Source organism: Streptomyces sp. NPDC050546 (assembly GCF_044457425.1).
Lineage (GTDB): Bacteria > Actinomycetota > Actinomycetes > Streptomycetales > Streptomycetaceae > Streptomyces.
Map to the genome: position 1 here is coordinate 384,451 of NZ_JBITGX010000009.1, position 16,556 is coordinate 401,006.

Here is a 16,556-nt window from a genome sequence, read left to right on the forward strand (position 1 = left end):
CGGCCGGCTCAGCAGCTCCCGACCTGCTCTCAGCCGGTCCCGATCCTGCTCAGCCGGTCCCGGCCGGGCTCAGTTGGTCCCGATCCTGCTCAGCAGCTCGACGATCCGGGTCTGCACATCGCCGCTCGTGGACCGCTCCGCGAGGAACAGCACCGTCTCCCCGGACGCGAGCCGCGGCAGGTCGGCCTGGTCGACGGCGGCGGTGTAGACGACGAGCGGGGTGCGGTTCAGCTGCCCGTTCGCGCGCAGCCAGTCCACGATCCCGGCGAACCCGGCCTGCCGCTGCTGCACCTGCATCAGGTCCATCACGACCAGGTTCGGCCGGAAGTCGCTCGCCAGCGTCACCGCGTCCGCGTCGCTCGCGGCCCGCGCGACCTGCATCCCGCGCCGCTCCAGCGTCGCCGTCAGCGCCAGCGCGATCTCCGCGTGCTCCTCGATCAGCAGCACCCTCGGCGGGTGCTGCTCACTGTCGCGCGGCGCCAGCGCCTTCAGCAGCACGGCCGGATCGGCACCGTAGGCCGCGTCCCGCGAGGCCTGCCCGAGCCCGGCCGTGACGAGGACGGGCACCTCGGCGGCCACGGCGGCCTGCCGCAGCGACTGCAGCGCGGTACGGGTGATCGGCCCGGTCAGCGGGTCGACGAACAGTGCGGCGGGGAACGCCGCGATCTGCGCGTCGACTTCCTCACGCGAGTTCACGATCACCGGCCGGTAACCGCGGTCGCTCAGCGCCTGCTGCGTGCTGACGTCCGGCGCGGGCCAGACCAGCAGCCGCCGCGGGTTGTCCAGCGGCTCCGGCGGCAACTCGTCGTCCATCGGCTGCGGCCGCGGTGGATCGGCCACCTCGACGGCACCCCCGGGCCCGTCCAGCGGCTCGGGCCCCTCGGCGGCGTTCTCGTCCGGGGCACCTATGGCGTACGACCGGCCGCCGCCCTCGGTCAGCTGCGTGAGCCGGGACTGACCGGCGAGGGACGGCTGAGCCGGGGCGGGAGCGGACGCCTGGGCGGGCACCTGTGCGGCGACCGGCGCGGGCGTCGCCTCGGCCGTCGGATGCGGACGCGCGGCCTGCTCCGGACGTGCCGCCTGCTCGGGGCGCGCCGCCTGGTCGGGGCGCTGTCCCTGGTCCGGGCGGGACGCCGGTTCCGTACGGGTGGCCTGATCGGTACGCGTGGCCGGGTCGGGCGGTGTGCCGAGCTTGCGGCGCCGGCCCGATCCGCCCGGCTGGTGCGGGGGAGGCGTCGCCGTCGGCAGAGGGACGGACAGGGCCGCCGGCTGCTGGACCTGGGCCGCCTGCCGGTTGAACGGCACGCCCTGTCCCAGCGTCCGCACGCTGATCGCCCGCCCCTGCGTCGAGTTCGGATCGACCGGCGCCGAGGCCTCAGCGGGCAACGGCTGAGCCGCCCGCTGTGCCTGTGCCTGTGCCTGTGCCGCGCCCTCCGGCGGCAACGGGGCGCCCGGGGCCGGGGTGTTCGCGGCCTGGGCGTTCGGAGCCGGGGTGTTCGGCTGCGGTGCCTGAGGGGGTGCGCCGTTCGGGGGTACGGCGGCGACACCGGCCCCCGTGCTGTCGTCGGCGGCGGGCCAGGGCCGGGGGGCGGGGGTGCCGCCCTGAGCCGGGCTGCCGTGGGCCGGGCTGCCGTGGGCCGGGGAGCCGTGGGCGGGGGTGCCCTGCCCGGGGGCGGCCTCGGCGGGGAGCGGCTGCCCGGCGGAGGGCTGCTGCGCCGGTGCGGCGACGCCCTGCTGCGGCAGGGGCTGCGCGCCCTGGGCCGGCGGCTGCAGCGCCTGGCCCGGGAGGGCCGCCTGCACGCTGTGCCCGAGCCCGCCCTGCGCGGGGACGGACACGCCCTGCGGCTGGGGGATGCCGCCCTGCGGAGCGTTCCCCTGGGGCTGAACGGCGTTGCCCTGCGGCGGCACGGCCGCCCTCGGCGCGACCTGCGCGGCGGCCGCCCCGACCTGGACGGGCGCGCCCTGCCCCGGCGGGACCTGCCCCGCGGCGTCCTGCTGCGCGGGAACGCCCTGCCCGGGCCCCGCGGGCACGGAACCATGCGGCACGGCAGCACCCGGCACGGCAGCACCCGGCACGGCAGCACCCGGTACGGAACCTGCCGGCGCGGCACCCGCCGCACCACCGGGCGCCTGCCCCGGGGCCCCCTCGCCCTGCTGCGGCACCACGGCCCGCCGCCGACGGCCCGTAGGCGCACTCGTGGGATGCGGCTGCGGCGGGGTGTGATCGGCGGACTGGTCGTGCGGTACGGCGTCGTGCCGCCCCTCCGCGGCCACCCCGTCACCGGCGGCGGCCGAAGCGGCGACCGCCTCGGTCCCCTGCCCGTGGCCGGACTGGCCGGACTGGCCCGACTGCCCGGCCTGAACGCCTTGGTGGGCCTGGGCCTGGGCCTGGGCCGGTTCGTCCGGGGTCGTCTGATCGGCCTCGGCCGGCGGCAGGGCGAACACCGGACGCGGCCCCGCGGCCTGCTGCGCGGCCGCCCGCTCGTTGGCGGCGGCCAGCGCACGCCGGCGACGCCCGGTCGGCTGCTGGGCCTGTCCCGGTGCCGCACCGTCCGCACCGGAGCCGGCGTCACCGGACGGCGCGGGCAGCGCCGGCCGCAGCGCGCGCTGCTCACCGGGTTCACGCCGGGCCCGCTGTCCGGAGGCGTCGGGCACGCCCTGCGGCGGAACGGTCCCGCCCAGCCCCGTACCCGAGGCGGCGGTCCCGGCCGCATGCTCGGCGGCCGTGACGACGGCCCCCTCGGCGACACCCTGGACGGCACTTCCGACGGCCTCGAGAGCGAGGGCCTCCGGGGCGGCGGCCTCGGCAGGACGCCCGCGCCGCCGCCCGGTACCGCCCGATCCGGCGCCCTCACCGGAAGCCAGCGCCGGAAGAGCGGCCGGTTCCCCGGCGGCCCGCCTCCTGCGCCGCCCGGACCCACCGGACCCACCGGAACCGTCAGCCTCGTCGCCCTCAGCGGGAACATCCCCGTCCAGGAAGGCATCGGTGGTGGCACGCCGCGCCCGGCGCCGCCCCCCACCGGAGGTCTGCTCACCCGAGGCCGCGGCGAGGCCCTCGTCGACCGCCTCGGCGGCGGCATCCGCGGCAACGGCCCCGGCCCCGCCCCCGATCGGCACTTCGAGGACGTACGCGCTCCCGCTCATCCCCGGCACGTCATGCGTCTGCAGCACACCGCCGTGAGCCCGGACGATGCCCCGCACGATCGGCTCGTGCACGGTGTCGCCCCCGGCGTACGGCCCGCGCACCTCGATGCGTACGACCTCGCCGCGCTGCGCCGCCGCCACCACGACGGTGTTGTCCAGATAGCCGCCCGCCGACAGGGGCGTGTTGCCGGTCGCGTCGACCCCCGCCACGTCCGCGACGAGATGCGCGAGGGCGGTGGCGAGCAGCCGGGGATCGACCTCGGCCTCGATGGGCGGCGCGTGCACGGCGAACTGCACCCGCCCGGGCCCGATGAGCTCGACGGCCCCGTCGACCCCGGCGGCGACGACGGCGTCCAGCATCACCTTCGTACGGGCGACGCTCTCGCTGCCCGTGTCGAGCCGCTGGTAGCCGAGGACGTTGTCGATGAGCGTCGTGATCCGCGAATAGCCCGCGGACAGGTGGTGCAGCACCTGGTTGGCCTCGGGCCACAGCTGCCCGGCGTCGTCGGAGGCAAGGGCGGCCAGCTCGCGGCGCAGTTCCTCGAGCGGCCCGCGAAGCGACCGCCCCAGCAGGGTCAGCAACTGCTCGTGCCGGGCGGCGAGCGCCTCGTACCGGTCCTTTTCCCGCTCCCCGAGCGCGGCGTACCGATCCTCGTTCGCGCCGATCTCCTCGGCGTGCCGCTCGTTCAGCTCCTCCAGCTCGGTGACGTGCCGCTGGCGCAGCGCTGTCAGCTCGGAGGCGTGCTCCTCGGCGGCCTTCTCCAGCTCTTCCTCGTGACGCTTCTCGGCCGCTGCCTTCTCCTCGACGACGGCGTCGTACGGCCGCCGGTCGGTGAAGGTCATCACGGCGCCGACGAGCTGGTCGCCGTCCCGCACGGGCGCGGTCGTCAGATCGACCGGAACCTTGCCGCCGTCCTTGGCGTACAGCACCTGCCCGCGCACCCGGTGCTTGCGCCCCGAGCGCAGGGTGTCGGCGAGCGGCGACTCCTCGTACGGGAAGTCCGATCCGTCGGCACGTGAGTGCAGCACGAGTTCGTGCAGTTCACGCCCGCCGAGATCGCTGGCCCGGAAACCCAGTATCTGAGCGGCGGCCGGATTGACGAGCACGATCCGCCCGTCGGTGTCGGTCCCGACGACCCCTTCGGACGCGGCCCGCAGGATCATCTCGGTCTGCCGCTGCGACCGCGCGAGCTCCGCCTCGGTGTCGACGGTCCCGGTCAGGTCCCGCACGACGAGCATGAGCAGCTCGTCACCGCTGTAGCCGTAACCGTCGTAGGCCTGCTGCCCGTTCTCCAGATTCGCACTGGTGACCTCGACGGGGAACTCGGTCCCGTCCGTCCTGCGCGCGATCATCCGGGTCGGCTTGGTCCGGGCCTGCGGATCGAGGTGCTCCGGCCGTCGCATGGAGCCGGGGATGAGCTTGGAGTCGAACTGCGGCAGCAGATCGAGCAGCCCGCGCCCCACCAGAGCGGTGCCCGGGGTCTCGAAGGCCTCCAGGGCGATGGTGTTGGCGTTGACGACCGTCCCGTTGGCATTGACCAGCACCAACGCGTCGGGGAGCGCATCCAGTATGGCTGCGAGGCGAGCAGCGCCTCGGGATGGCCTGCTGCTCACGAGACGCTTCCTCCCTGTTACCGCACCTTGCCGACCGCTCGGGCCATCTTGCCAACCGTCCCGCAGCGTGTCACGCGAGGGAGTCTAAGGGCTGCGGTTGCGCTCGCGACGCCGGATGAGAGGGAGGTCGCACGAGCAAGTGACCCCGAACTGACGACCGAGTAACCGTGAAACGCCCGCCCTCCTGCGACGACGTCGCGGGACCTTCGCGGGACCTTTACGACGACGGTGTTTCTGTACCTTTTGGCCGGACCGGCGAGATGGAGGACAGGGAGGGGCGAAATCCGGACGAGGTGGGGAGGGACGTGACGGAGCCGACCCGGGGAGAGCCGCCGCCGGAGCCGACGCGGGGAGAGCCGGCGCCGGAGCCGACTCGGGGACTCAGGCGCTCCGCCCGGCCCCCATGTCCGGCAGGAGCGGCACGAGCCGGTCCCAGCGGGAGATCTGGCAGCCGTCGCGGCGGTCGTACGTGGCGTCGACGGGGCGCCCGGCCCAGGTGCCGGTGACGTGCGCGGTGGCCGGCCCGCCGTACTGCATGGTGCAGAAGCCGCCCTTCGGAGCGGGAGCGAAGGCCTCCTGCCCCCACCGCGTGTCCCGCTCCAGGGCGGCACAGGCGCCGCGCGGGTCGGGATGGCTGCCGCCGTCGGGTCCGCAGTACAACTCGAAGGTCCCGTCGACCCCGTTACCGGCGTTGCGCACGGTGACGGTGAGGTGATCCCGTTCCTTGCTCTTGCCCTCGCCCGGCCCGGCCTGGGCATACGCGGCCGGGGACACCGCGGCCAGTGACCCGAGGGCGGCGACGGAGGCGGCGGCACCGAGGGCGAGGCGCCGCAGGCCGGGGCGGGGGGTGGTCCGGGGCGCGGTTCGGGCGGCGGCCCGTGAAATGGCAGTCGACATGCCCTGACTAACGCGGCGCGCCCCGGGACGTTGCGCGACAGCCCGAGAAGGCTTTTGCCCTGCGACCTTCCTGCCTAGTACCGTGGGGGGCGATTGGTGACACGGCGCTCGACTGTGTCATCATCGGCAAGCACCGACTCGCGCTCGCGCGAGGATGTTGCGTGGAGGCGTCGCCTAGTCCGGTCTATGGCGCCGCACTGCTAATGCGGTTTGGGACTTAAATCCCATCGAGGGTTCAAATCCCTCCGCCTCCGCACCTGATCACGAAGCCCCGGTCACCCGACCGGGGCTTCGCTGTCGTACTGGCCGGAACAGCCGTTTCCCCAGCTCACAAGCGGTACGGCAAACGGATTTCACATGGCGGCGGCAGTCATGTAATGTTCTTCCTGTCGCCGCGAGCGAGCCGGAAGGCCCGAGAGCGGCGATAAAACAGAACAAGCACTCGTAGCTTAACGGATAGAGCATCTGACTACGGATCAGAAGGTTGCAGGTTCGAATCCTGCCGAGTGCACACAGGTCAAAGGCCCCCTGGGATCATCCCAGGGGGCCTTTGACATCAACCGCTGACATCAACGCGGCCGGAAACGCCGATCACTCCTCAGCGGTCGACTCCTGCCCGCCGTCTGATTCCTCTTCCGACTCGTCCAGTCCAAGGGCGTCGTCCATCCGATCGGCGGCGGCCTTGAGCGTCGTGTTCATGACGTGCGCGTATGTGTCGAGCGTCATCGTGATCGTGCTGTGGCCCAGCGTCTCCATGATCGTGCGAGCATCCACGCCCTGAGCGAGCAGGAGAGAGGCGCAGGTGTGCCGGAGGTCGTGCACTCGCACGCGTCGCACGCCGGCGTCCCGGCAGAGGATGGTGAGCATCCGGTTCAGGCTGCGCGGGTCCGTGACGCGACCGGTGATCGTGGTGAAGATCAGCCCGTCGGGTTGCCCTGGTGCAGGCTGCCACTTCTTCCCCGCGACCTTGCGTTCCCGCTCCTGCTGGGCCCGGTGCTGGGCGAGCGCACGCACGCAGTGCTTCGGGAGGGACACCGTACGAATGGATCGTGTGGTCTTGGGGCTGCCGAAGATCAGCTCTCGCCGGATGCGCTGTACGTTCCGGCGGACACGGAGCTGGCCATTCGCGAGGTCGACATCCGACCACGTGAGTGCGAGCGCCTCACCCCGCCGCAGGCCCGTCGATACCAGCAGCAGCCACAGGGCGTAGAGGCGGTGGGAACGGGCGGTCTTGAGCATGAGGCGGGCTTCGGCGGCGTCCAGCGGACGCACCTCCTTGCGAGTGACGGTGGGGGTCTCCACGATTCGGGCGACGTTCCGGGCGATCAGTTCCTCTCGGATCGCCTGCTGGAGGGAGGACCGGAGGACGGCGTGGATGTACTGGACCGTCCGGGCCGCCGGGCGGCGCTCGCAGCAGCGGCCCACGGCGCAGCACGAGCGCTTCTCCTCTGGGCGCTCCCTGTCCGCACCCCGCAGGCAGCAGAGGCACGAGTCCTTGAACTCCGCGAGGAACCGGCGCACGTCCGCCGGCGACAACCGGTTCAGCCGCTTCTTGCCGAGGGCGGGGCGGATGTACAGGCGGGTCAGGCCCTCATAGCTGTTGAGGGTGGACGGCTTGAGTCGCTGCGGGGCGATGGTGGCGAGCCAGTACGTGAGGTAGTCGCCGAACGCCATGGTGGACTCTGCGGCCGGGATGCCCTGGCGGGTCTTCTCCTGCAACTCCGTGAGTTTGTCGGCGACTTCCTTGCGGGTCTTGCCGTAGACGAACTTCCGGGTGCGGGTTCCGTCGGGGCGGTAGACGTAGGCGGCGGCGTGATACCGGCCGTCCGCACGCTTGCTGATCGTTCCTTCACCGTTGGCGCGCTTGGCCATTCAGTCGCTCTCTTCAAGTCGGTTCTGCATGTACTCGCTGACGGCCTCCGCCGGGATGCGGCGGGCACGGCCGGACGTGTAGCTCGGGAGCTCCTTGGAGCGGATGAGGTCATAGACCTTGCTGCGGCTGAGGCGCAGCGCGGTCATGACCTCGGGGACCTTGAGCGCTTGGGGGGCCGGGGGCACGGCGATGCTCACGCGAGATCTCCTCGGGGGCGGGGTGGTCCGTGCTGTCCGAAGCTGGGATTTCTGCGTCATTGCGTCACCTGCGTCAATCAGGCTTCTGACCTGCGGGTTCCGGTGACGCAGCGGGGCGGGCCCTGCGTCACCGATGACACGGGCGCTCGTCACGGGGTGACGCTGATGACGCGGGATGACGCAGGATTCGCCGTCTGCGTCACCGCTGTCGCCGCAGGTCAGCGGCCGTCTGTCGGGCCCGTGGTGACGCAGTGACGCAGCTCTTCCCTACTTAGGAAAGAGAAAGGGGTGGTGTCTGTGGTCTTACGTCACCGCTCAGGGCTTGAAGAACGGGCCGCTTCGCGGCGCGACCCGTGCAGGGCGGCGCCGCCGCCGAACAGCAAGAGGAGCACCCCCGGCGTGGCGTGCTCCTCTTGCTTGTCCGCCTGTCTGACCGGGCGGTCAGAACGCGGTCTGCTGCTCGGGCGGCGGGGGCGGGGCCTGGCGGCTGAGTTCGATGTAGCGGGCAGCGCTGGTGCGCCCCCAGTCGACCAGGACGCCCCGCGCGGCCAGGGTGGGCTGGATGCGCCTCAGCCGGTCGGACAGCACCTTGCCGGTGGTGGGCCAACCCTTGGGCAGGGGGCGGCATTCCTCGCCGCTGTAGAGGGCAGTCAGGGCGTGCAGCCACTCCGCCGACGTCATCCGCTCTTCCTCGCCCGGGGTGAGTTCGGCGGCGTGCTTGAGGACCGTCTGCGCCAGGAGATCACCCTCGATCACGTCGTCGTTCAAGTCGTCCAGACTGGCCCGGTATGCCTCCAGCGTCCCGAAGCCGGTGGCGGTGTCGAGCTGGGCGCACAGGTGGGCGAAGTCGGCCATGCGCAGATCGGTCGGGGTCTCGGCCTGTACTGCGCGGACCTTGACGGTCAGGTCGAGCAGGGAGCCGAGGACGACGGGCAGGATCTCGGCGTACTCCGCCCACAGCTCCGCTTCGGTGCGCCGCACCCGGGGGCGTTCCAGGCGCAGGGTGAGGAGTCGCTCGGCGAGGTCGGGGCGGATGACGCCGACGTCGATGCCGGTCAGCAGCATGGGCCGCCGGTAGCGAGAGCGGACGACGTCGCCGTCGGTGAACAGCGCGCGCTTGATGCTCTCGGCTCCGGTGATGACGCAGCACATGAGGTCGGACAGGTCCGGGGGCAGGTGAGAGAGGTTGTCCAAGGCGGTGATCCACCCGGCCGCGACCGCCGTGATCATGTTCTCTTCGTCCTTGGGCGCCCTGCGTAGGTCGCCGGTCATGCCCTCGATGATCCGCACGAGCATCCGGCCGCCGGTGGACTTGCCGGCGCCCTGGGGGCCGGTGAGGAACGGCGCGGGGACGGGTACGGACGGCCCGAGGCAGCCGATGAGCCACGCGATGGCCAGGGCCTCGGTCTTGGCGTCGGCGAAGTTGCACAGCCGCATCAGCAGGTCGATGCCCTTGCCGTTGGTGTCCTTGGCGGGCAGGGGCAGTTCCCCGGTGAGCTGGGTGCGCCGCCAGCACACCTCCTCGGGGTCGGGGACGCGGATGTCCCAGCCGGTGGGGTGGATGCGGACGGACCGGCCGTCGTCGCGGCCGAGGTCGAGCCAGGTGGCTCCGTCGAATCCGGGAGCGACGCGGATGTGGGTGGGCTGTACCTGCTCGGTGAGGGCGAGAGCCTCGATCAAGTCCAACGCCTCCTTGAGGGCGGTTCCGTTGAAGACGCCGACCCCGTCGCGGAAGAGGCCGACCATGAGTTCCTGCCGGTGGCTGCCGGTCGTGCCCTGGGAGCGGATCGGGCGGGCCACGGGGTGGCCGGTGCGCTGCGCGTACACGGTCCCGTCCACGGTGCGGAAGTACCGGAAGTGCGCCTGTGCGTAGTCGGTGATGACCTTGCGGGCAGGAGTCTTGTCGTCGTCGTCGGACATGGTCACAGTCCCAACCTGGTGCGGGCGTTGGTCCACGCATCGGTGCAGTGCCGGACGGTTTCGCCCTTGGCCTGCGCAGCGTTGAACAGCCGCGTGACGTGGGCGTCGGTGAGGCAGCCGCACCGGCCGTGCGTGGACAGCACGGCGAGGAACGTCCGGTACACGGTGGCGTGGACCGCACTCCGGGCTTCGGTGATGCGCTGCTCCGCCATGGCGATGCCACGGTCCAGATAGGCGGGCGTGCGGTGACGGCACTCCCGGCCCACGGCCCCGGCGGGCACGCCGACCGCATGCGGCGCCGGGCGGACCGGGGAGGGTTCCTTGACGGCCAGCGCGCGGACGTTGTCCGGCAGGGCGGTCATCGTCCCGGTGCCGGGCCCGAGCCACCGTGCGTAGGACATGGTCGACTTGATGTCGACGCCGGGACGCACCGCGTTGGAAGAACCCATGGTGCCCCGGTAGATCCAGTGCTCACCACGGGTGGTGACCACGGTCTGGGTGGACGGCAGGGTTCGACCGGCCCAGGCGACGGCGGCCGGGTCGTCGAGGTCGACGACGGTGAGGCCGGCGCCGCCGGGGTGGTAGGCGACCGCAGTCGCACGCACCCACGCGCGGCGCCAGACGCCAGACTGGATGACGTCCGGGTCGGTGGTTGCGGCGGCCCATGCGTGGCAGGTGCCGGGGCAGGTGCAGGGCCCAGCGTTCTTCATGTTGGGGCGGCCGCCGCAGGCGTTGTCGGCGCAGCGGCGGCAGTTGCCGAACGGCACCTTGGCTCGTAACGGCAGTACCGGCATGCCGGAGGCTGCCAGGGAGAGAGCGGTCCGCAGGTGCTCTCCCCGAATGTCGGTCGGTTGGGTCATGCTGGGAGACCTCCAACAGGTCTGTTGAGGACGGTTGGACAAGGGCGGCCCCGGTCTTTGGCGAGATGTGGGGGCCGCCCTTGGCGTAGCTAGAAGGGCGGTTCGTCGCTGTAGCCGGTCGGCGTGCGGCGCGGCCAGCGCGGCAGGGGCAGAAGGATCACGGCCCACTGCGTCCAGCACAGGCAGGGCTGCCAGTGGGTGCCGGCGTACTCGCCGGTCTCGGGGTCGCCATAGTCGTGCGCGATGCCGCCCACGCCCTGGCAGTCGGGGCAGTCAGGGCGTGGGGTGTCGGACAGGGCCAGGGCCCGGCGGGGGCAGCCGAGGACCTTAAGGCGGAGTCGGAGCATGGGTGGTTGGTCTCCTGTCAGCCGTTGAAGTGGTTGCGCTTGAAGACGGCCTTGCGGATGTTGAAGGTGTTGCCGCCCGAGCCGCCCGCGCTGAAGACCTGCACGGCGATCCAGCCGCCGAAGATGACGGCGGCGAGGGTGATGAGTTGGGTGATGAGTGCGGTCAGGGCGGTGATGAAGGTGGTGAGCAGCAGCAGGCCGCCGCACACGGCGAGGAACCCGACGCCCCCGAGGGCGACGTTCACCGCCGCGCGGGAGACCGGCGGCTTGGCCGCGACCGGCTCGGGCTGGACGGGGTTCATGGCGTAGCCGGTGACGACGCGGCCGTCGGGCAGGACCACGCTCGCCACGGCCGGAACGCTGCCGGGCTGCACGGGAACGAGCGGTGCCGGCGTCACGGCGGTGGGGGTGATGGGGGTGGGCTGGTGGACTTCCACGGCCCTCTCTACGGGCACGTGGCCGGAGTGTTCGGGGTACATACGGAATCCCTTCCGGCGATGGTTCAGGGAGGCGGAGACACCCCCTTCGGGGTGCCGTGTGGAGGGGGTTTCAGGGGCCTGGCCTGCGGCGCCTCCCTGACTCCCTGACTGATCATTCGTGCAGGTCAGGAACAGGGAGGCGGGTCAGGGAGGCGGTTAGGGAGTTCTCCCTGCCTCCCTGCCCCGTCGGGGGTCGGCTCCCTGTCATCCGTCGACGGAAGCGGAACCGTCTGCGTCGCGGTTGGCGAGGGCGCGGGCGACCCGGTCGCGGGCGACGACCATGACGCCGTCAGACTTGTAGGGCTCGGCGCCGGCGTCGTCCAGGACGCGCTTGAGGTCGATGAACGACCAGCCGCCGTAGGCGTCCTGGTTCAGGTTCGCCAGACGGGTGAGTACGTCCTTCGTCCGCACCCGCGAGGACTCCCCGAGCACGCTCGCGATGTCGGCGAGCGAGTCACGCTCCTCGCCCCGCTCGATGGCGTGCAGGGTGGTGACGCCGTCGCGGATCGCCTTGGCGCGGTCGGTGATGGCCTCGGCGTTGTCGTCGTCGATGTAGTGCGTGCGCACCGTGATGGACGACTGTCCGGCCGGGATGTCGATGCCGGAGGAGGCGAGGACCAGGGTTCCCTGGTCCAGGCCCGGACGCAGCAGGTTCGGCGCCGCTCCGCCGTCGACGGCCTTGTCTCCCAGCGCCATGCGGGCCTGCGACTCGGTGCCCAGCGCGAGGGAGGCCCGGGTGTGGGCGCCCTCGCGGACCAGCTTGGGCAGGTTCTGGTCGGTGGGGTCCTGGGTGCCCTGCCACATCAGCACGTTGACTGCACGCCCCTGGTTGTGGATCTTGCGGACGGCCATGAAGTACCGGGAGTTGGCCTTCGCCCCGCCATACGGCCGCTTCTCGGCGTCCTTGAGCGGGCACATGAACGCCACCTGCGCCTCGTCGACCAGCACGATCAGCGGCGGGAACGTCGTCCCGGGCGGAGCCTGGATACGCCGGTTCATCTCATCCACGGCGCCCTCGACCATCTCAACCACCTGGATCACGTGCTCATCCGTCGGGCCCTGGATGAGGGTGGTGGCCAGGCCGTCGAACATGGCCCAGTCGCCCACGCCCTTGAGGTCGCCCATGAGGAACTGCACCGACTTGTCCAGCGACAGCCACAAGGCGAGCGACCTGAGGGCGACGGTCTTGCCCTGGTTGGACAGGCCGGTGATGAGCAGGTGGCGCTGGTACAGGCTCAGCGCGGCGGCGTCGCCCCGGAGGTCCTGGCCCCAGGGGGCGCGGCCCTTGGTGTAGTCGGCGGTCATGGTCTCGTCGGTGACCAGCGGGGACGGGCCGATCGGCTCGTCCAGCGCCCCGGAGTCGGCGACCCAAAGGCGGACCGTGCGGGCGGCCTGGGGGATGGTGATGAACACTTCGTGCTCGTGCCGGGTGAGGTTCTCGGCGAGCTTGCGGCGCCGCTGCTGCACTTCCACCGTCGACACACCCGAGGGGAGCGTGACGTCGACCTCGACGCCGCATCCTGCGATCCGGATCGGGCCGAGCATGGAGGCGCCGGCGTCGCCCATCTCCTTGATGGCGTTGCGCATCGCCGGGATCCCCAGGTCGCGCAGGGCCTTGACGACGATGGACGGGGTAATCGGTTCACCCTCGCCGTTGCGGACGTTCTCCGGGAGGGCCCAGTTCGGGGCGGCCTGCTGCTTGCGGCCGACCGACCACAAGGCGAGCAGGGCGAACAGCGGCCCGAGGGTGACGGCGTAGGGCCACACGACCTGAACGATGGTGATGAGCAGGCCGATGAACTCGATCACCGCAGTCAGCGGCGTGATGACGTCGGCCACGTCCTTGGTGTTCAGCGCCATCACAATGCCGAGGGCGACCAGGGTTCCGATGCTCATCCCGGTGCCGATGGCCGCGCCCTTGGCCACGTCGACGGGCGAGGTGAGCAGGTCCATGCGGCGCCGGTGCCGGGCCTCCCGGAAGCGCTGGAGACGCTCTTCCCACTCTTCCGCGAGCTCGTGGTTCCCCGCGGCTTCAGCAGCACGGATCATGCGCTCGTAGCGGGAGCCGGTACGGCCGTCCCAGGTACGGCGGGCCACGATCCGGCCCCCGTTGAACGTGTACATCCCATGGCGGGCCACGCCGCGCAGGGCGGTCGTGGTGCGCTCGTCGGTGGCGACGCGCTTGACGGCCCGCCCGGAGCGCACCCACAACGGCACCGGGGCCGGGGCGGGAGCGTCGGACACCACGGTGAGCGTGGTCACCGGCGCGTCCTGAGCAGGGGGTTCGGGGTCTTTGTGGAGGCGTACGACGTTGTCGGACATGCTGGGGGGTCTCCTGACTGCCCCGATGCGGGGCGGGAGTTGAGGGAGGCACCGGGGGCGGCCTGGTCCTGGCAGATAAGGGGCCGCCCCCGGACAGCAGTGCGGGGTGCGTCAGGCGGCGCGGGCGCCGGGAACGAGCTTGTCGGCGAGGTACTCGCGGCTGTGCGCCTCGTTCTCGTCCAGCTCCACCAGCTGCTCGTGTTCGCGGGCCTGGCGGCGGGACTGGCGCTCGATGCCGAGTTCGGCGCGGGTGTTGCGCACGATCCGTTCCAGGACGCCCTTGCGGCTGAACTGCATGGCGTGGACCAGCTCGTGCACGAGCGTCACCGCGAAGTCCGCCGGAGTGGGGTGCTTGTCGGCGTTGATCAGAATCAGCGCCGAGCCGTCCGGACGCGGGATCGCCGCTCCCTGAATCTCGCGGGCGGTCCGCTTGGCCTCCCGTGTGGCGCGGTTGAGGGCGCGGCGGTCAGGGTTGCCGGCCAGGGCGATGTCAGCGGCGACCATCAACTCGGCCATGCCGCGCTCGTTGGTCAGGACGACTTCCACGTCCGGCATACGGCCGGACACCGATCGGCTCACGAGCTTGACGGCCTGCTCGGTCAGCCGCTTGGAGGTGCGCAGAGTGGAGCCATAGCCGGGCAGCTTGTGCGTGCCCACAGTGGTCTTCACGAACTGTCTCCGTCTCAGGAATTCACGCAGGTCAGGCGGCACACTCGTCGGGGTAGGCGCAGGAAACGCACATGCCGAGCGAGGGCGGGATGACGTAGCCCGCATCGAGCTGGCAGGACGGGCAGGTGCGGCGGGCGGTGTTGGCCTTGGCCAGGGCCGCCCACCGCGCCGGCGTCATCGGGCGCACGGGCTTGGCGTCGTCGACGCGGTAGAGGTAGGCGACCAGCGGCCCTCGGCGGCGGCGTGGACGTTCGAGTTGAGCGGCCACGTCCTGTCCGCCGGGCCGCAAGCCGCGTGCCCGGAGTTGTCGGCGGGTGGCGTAGCCGTCCGGGGCCAGGCGCCACCGGAACACTGGCAGCGCCCCCATCACGCCACGCGCTTCCACGCGGCCCGCAACCGGACCTCAGAGGCCGAGTGCCCGGCCGTGCGGAAACGGGCAGCCATCTCCCGGTAGGACAGGGACGGGACCTCACTGTGACGGATCTCGTCGACCAGAACGTCAAGCGCCTCGTCGGTCAGGGCGGGTCCCGACTCCAGCGCGGGAACCGCCTCCGAGGGCCCCCAGACGGGCAGTTCCCAGCGGGGTGTGACGTCGGGCGTGACGCGGCTCGTCACGCTGGTCAGCGCCCTGGACGTGTCCTCACCCTGGCGTGCCTTCTCCAGCGTCGACCACGCCTCGGCGAGCGCCTCAGCGGTCTTGGCCTGTACGTGCGCGACGCGGGCTCCGGCCTGCGTCACGGCCGTCAACCGGGTCTCCTCCGTGGCAGCGTCGGACCGCAGCCGGGCACGGGCCACGGCCGCCTCGTCACGCGCCTCCTGCTGAATGCCCTGGATTGCATCCAGCGCATCCGGGGTGAGCGCGGTCCGCTCCCACAGGCCATGGACCAGCCACAGCGCTTTCGCCGCAAGCGGCAGCCAGGACACGGCGAGCCAGGCCCCGATGGAGTCCTTCTCCGCCATGAGCCCGTGGGCGACCAGGACACCGGTCGCGGCGGCGCCGAACACCCAACCGACCACCGTTACTGGTGTGCTGTGGTCGCCCTGGGCGGCAAGGCGACGCTCGTAGGCGAGGGTGGCCAGCCACCCACCGTCCAGGCCGAGACCGACAACCAGGGCGACACTCTTCGGCATGGCCTGGCCGAGCCACATGACGACCACGGCGAGGGTGAGCACCATGGACACAGCCGTCATCGCCACGGCGGGCAGCACCGTCTTGGCCCGCGTGATGCGCAGCAGGTTCGCGGCCTTCACAGCGCACCCCCCGCCGTGAGCAGGGCGGCCAGGATGAGCAGCGCCCCACCGGCACAGGTCAGGTCGACCGCGCGGCGCAGGCACGTGAACTTAGCGACCGCCAGCCGGGACAGCCCGGCGATGTCGGCAGCCAGGTCGGTCGCGACGGCGTCGGTGATCTCCTCGGCGGTGAGCGTGGCCCACAGCGGGAAACCGTGCCGGCCCCGCAGGTTCGGCCGGGTCGAGCGCAGCAGCAGACCGGCCGCCGCGACCAGCAGCACCATCCCGAGACCGCCGGCGATGAAGGCGGGGAGGGGCAGCGGCAGGTCGCGGGCGACCGACCACGCGCCGGCGAGCACCGCGCCGACGAACGCCAGCAGGAGACCGGTCTTGGTGTCGGTCCGCGTGATCTCCGCCTTCACCTCGGCGTGCACGTCCTTCAGACTCCGAGTGGTGGTGCTCATGCGGCACCCCCGGAAACCGTCGCGGCGGCGGTGCGGTTGGCCAGGGCGATACGCGCGGTCAGCGCCCGCAGGCGGGCCCGGCAGATGCGCCGGTTGTCCAACTCGGTCGGGATGCGGTCCAGCGTGATGATCTGCGCGTCGAGCAGCTCGACGTCCGCCAGGATGACGGGCATCTCCTGCTCGATCGCGTCCAGCTCCGCATCCGTCGGCTCCATGAAGTCGCCGAACGCGGTAACAGCGTCCTGAACAGTAACGATGTTGCTCATTGGGTCTGGTTCCTCTCAGACAGGAACGGCCCGAACAGCGGCCCCGGTGTTCCAGCACCGGGGCCGCGCGCCGTTGTTGGTTGGTCTGCTCTGCCGAGCAGACACGGCCCCCGGCGCCCCAAGAGAGGCGTCAAGGACCGTGAGCACTCGGGCTCACTTCGACTCATCGACCGCCCGTGTACAGGCGGCTGAGTCGGCACGCTGTTCAGTTCTCAAGGAACGGCCGCTTCCTTCGTACTCACCCCTGCGGGCTTTCCTCCGGGCGTACCTGTAC

At 71.8% G+C, this 16,556-nt stretch carries 14 protein-coding genes and 2 tRNA genes; 2 read left to right on the forward strand and 14 right to left on the reverse strand.

The annotated features are described in order from the left end of the window. Positions 1–69: 69 nt before the first annotated feature. Positions 70–4,758, reverse strand: a complete 4,689-nt coding sequence (locus ACIBK5_RS24275; RefSeq protein ID WP_399022342.1) for a PAS domain-containing protein — start codon at positions 4,756–4,758, stop codon at positions 70–72. A 381-nt stretch (positions 4,759–5,139) separates the two neighbouring features. Continuing rightward, entirely contained in the window at positions 5,140–5,655 is a 516-nt protein-coding gene (locus ACIBK5_RS24280) for an SSI family serine proteinase inhibitor (protein WP_399022344.1), read from the reverse strand. Positions 5,656–5,818: 163 nt separating this feature from the next. On the opposite strand from ACIBK5_RS24280, the gene ACIBK5_RS24285 reads away from it, so the two are divergent. Both ACIBK5_RS24285 and ACIBK5_RS24290 read left to right on the forward strand, forming a co-directional pair. Next, positions 5,819–5,909: transfer RNA gene (locus ACIBK5_RS24285), tRNA-Ser, on the forward strand. A 184-nt stretch (positions 5,910–6,093) separates the two neighbouring features. Then, positions 6,094–6,166, forward strand: a tRNA-Arg gene (locus ACIBK5_RS24290). Between the two features lie 80 nt (positions 6,167–6,246). Here the strand turns inward: ACIBK5_RS24290 and ACIBK5_RS24295 are convergent. The 12 genes from ACIBK5_RS24295 to ACIBK5_RS24350 form a co-directional block, all read right to left on the reverse strand. Then, positions 6,247–7,527 (reverse strand): tyrosine-type recombinase/integrase, encoded by a 1,281-nt coding sequence (locus tag ACIBK5_RS24295; protein WP_399022346.1) that lies wholly within the window; start codon positions 7,525–7,527, stop codon positions 6,247–6,249. Beyond that, positions 7,528–7,725, reverse strand: a complete 198-nt coding sequence (locus ACIBK5_RS24300; protein ID WP_329051791.1) for a helix-turn-helix domain-containing protein — start codon at positions 7,723–7,725, stop codon at positions 7,528–7,530. 441 nt (positions 7,726–8,166) lie between these two features. Further along, positions 8,167–9,645: an ATP-binding protein gene (locus tag ACIBK5_RS24305; RefSeq protein ID WP_399022348.1), complete on the reverse strand. Its 1,479-nt coding sequence runs from the start codon at positions 9,643–9,645 to the stop codon at positions 8,167–8,169. A 2-nt stretch (positions 9,646–9,647) separates the two neighbouring features. Next, positions 9,648–10,505: a bifunctional DNA primase/polymerase gene (locus ACIBK5_RS24310; RefSeq protein ID WP_399022350.1), complete on the reverse strand. Its 858-nt coding sequence runs from the start codon at positions 10,503–10,505 to the stop codon at positions 9,648–9,650. Between the two features lie 89 nt (positions 10,506–10,594). Further along, positions 10,595–10,852, reverse strand: coding sequence for a hypothetical protein (locus ACIBK5_RS24315; protein ID WP_399022352.1), 258 nt, complete (start codon positions 10,850–10,852; stop codon positions 10,595–10,597). Positions 10,853–10,869: 17 nt separating this feature from the next. Beyond that, positions 10,870–11,331, reverse strand: coding sequence for a hypothetical protein (locus ACIBK5_RS24320; RefSeq protein ID WP_399022354.1), 462 nt, complete (start codon positions 11,329–11,331; stop codon positions 10,870–10,872). A gap of 204 nt (positions 11,332–11,535) precedes the next feature. Further along, positions 11,536–13,653 carry an FtsK/SpoIIIE domain-containing protein gene (locus tag ACIBK5_RS24325; protein ID WP_399022356.1) on the reverse strand — a complete coding sequence of 706 codons (2,118 nt, stop codon included), beginning with the start codon at positions 13,651–13,653 and terminating at the stop codon, positions 11,536–11,538. A gap of 111 nt (positions 13,654–13,764) precedes the next feature. Continuing rightward, positions 13,765–14,322, reverse strand: a complete 558-nt coding sequence (locus ACIBK5_RS24330) for a hypothetical protein (protein ID WP_399022358.1) — start codon at positions 14,320–14,322, stop codon at positions 13,765–13,767. A 31-nt stretch (positions 14,323–14,353) separates the two neighbouring features. Next, positions 14,354–14,689, reverse strand: a complete 336-nt coding sequence (locus ACIBK5_RS24335; protein ID WP_399022360.1) for an RRQRL motif-containing zinc-binding protein — start codon at positions 14,687–14,689, stop codon at positions 14,354–14,356. Next, positions 14,689–15,513 carry a protein spdB gene (locus ACIBK5_RS24340; RefSeq protein ID WP_399022465.1) on the reverse strand — a complete coding sequence of 275 codons (825 nt, stop codon included), beginning with the start codon at positions 15,511–15,513 and terminating at the stop codon, positions 14,689–14,691. The genes ACIBK5_RS24335 and ACIBK5_RS24340 overlap by 1 nt, the downstream gene beginning before the upstream one ends. Before the next feature lie 56 nt (positions 15,514–15,569). Beyond that, positions 15,570–16,016: a Pycsar system effector family protein gene (locus tag ACIBK5_RS24345; RefSeq protein WP_399022362.1), complete on the reverse strand. Its 447-nt coding sequence runs from the start codon at positions 16,014–16,016 to the stop codon at positions 15,570–15,572. Next, positions 16,013–16,282 carry a DUF6284 family protein gene (locus tag ACIBK5_RS24350; protein ID WP_399022363.1) on the reverse strand — a complete coding sequence of 90 codons (270 nt, stop codon included), beginning with the start codon at positions 16,280–16,282 and terminating at the stop codon, positions 16,013–16,015. Before ACIBK5_RS24350 ends, ACIBK5_RS24345 begins: the two co-directional genes overlap by 4 nt. Positions 16,283–16,556: the final 274 nt, after the last annotated feature.

Coding starts and splice junctions, on each gene's coding strand:
- ACIBK5_RS24325 (WP_399022356.1), bottom strand. CDS start 13,653: ATGTCCGACAACGTCGTACGCCTCCACAAAGACCCCGAACCCCCTGCT.
- ACIBK5_RS24315 (WP_399022352.1), bottom strand. CDS start 10,852: ATGCTCCGACTCCGCCTTAAGGTCCTCGGCTGCCCCCGCCGGGCCCTG.
- ACIBK5_RS24305 (WP_399022348.1), bottom strand. CDS start 9,645: ATGTCCGACGACGACGACAAGACTCCTGCCCGCAAGGTCATCACCGAC.
- ACIBK5_RS24320 (WP_399022354.1), bottom strand. CDS start 11,331: ATGTACCCCGAACACTCCGGCCACGTGCCCGTAGAGAGGGCCGTGGAA.
- ACIBK5_RS24335 (WP_399022360.1), bottom strand. CDS start 14,689: ATGGGGGCGCTGCCAGTGTTCCGGTGGCGCCTGGCCCCGGACGGCTAC.
- ACIBK5_RS24310 (WP_399022350.1), bottom strand. CDS start 10,505: ATGACCCAACCGACCGACATTCGGGGAGAGCACCTGCGGACCGCTCTC.
- ACIBK5_RS24295 (WP_399022346.1), bottom strand. CDS start 7,527: ATGGCCAAGCGCGCCAACGGTGAAGGAACGATCAGCAAGCGTGCGGAC.
- ACIBK5_RS24350 (WP_399022363.1), bottom strand. CDS start 16,282: ATGAGCAACATCGTTACTGTTCAGGACGCTGTTACCGCGTTCGGCGAC.
- ACIBK5_RS24340 (WP_399022465.1), bottom strand. CDS start 15,513: ATGACGGCTGTGTCCATGGTGCTCACCCTCGCCGTGGTCGTCATGTGG.
- ACIBK5_RS24280 (WP_399022344.1), bottom strand. CDS start 5,655: ATGTCGACTGCCATTTCACGGGCCGCCGCCCGAACCGCGCCCCGGACC.
- ACIBK5_RS24345 (WP_399022362.1), bottom strand. CDS start 16,016: ATGAGCACCACCACTCGGAGTCTGAAGGACGTGCACGCCGAGGTGAAG.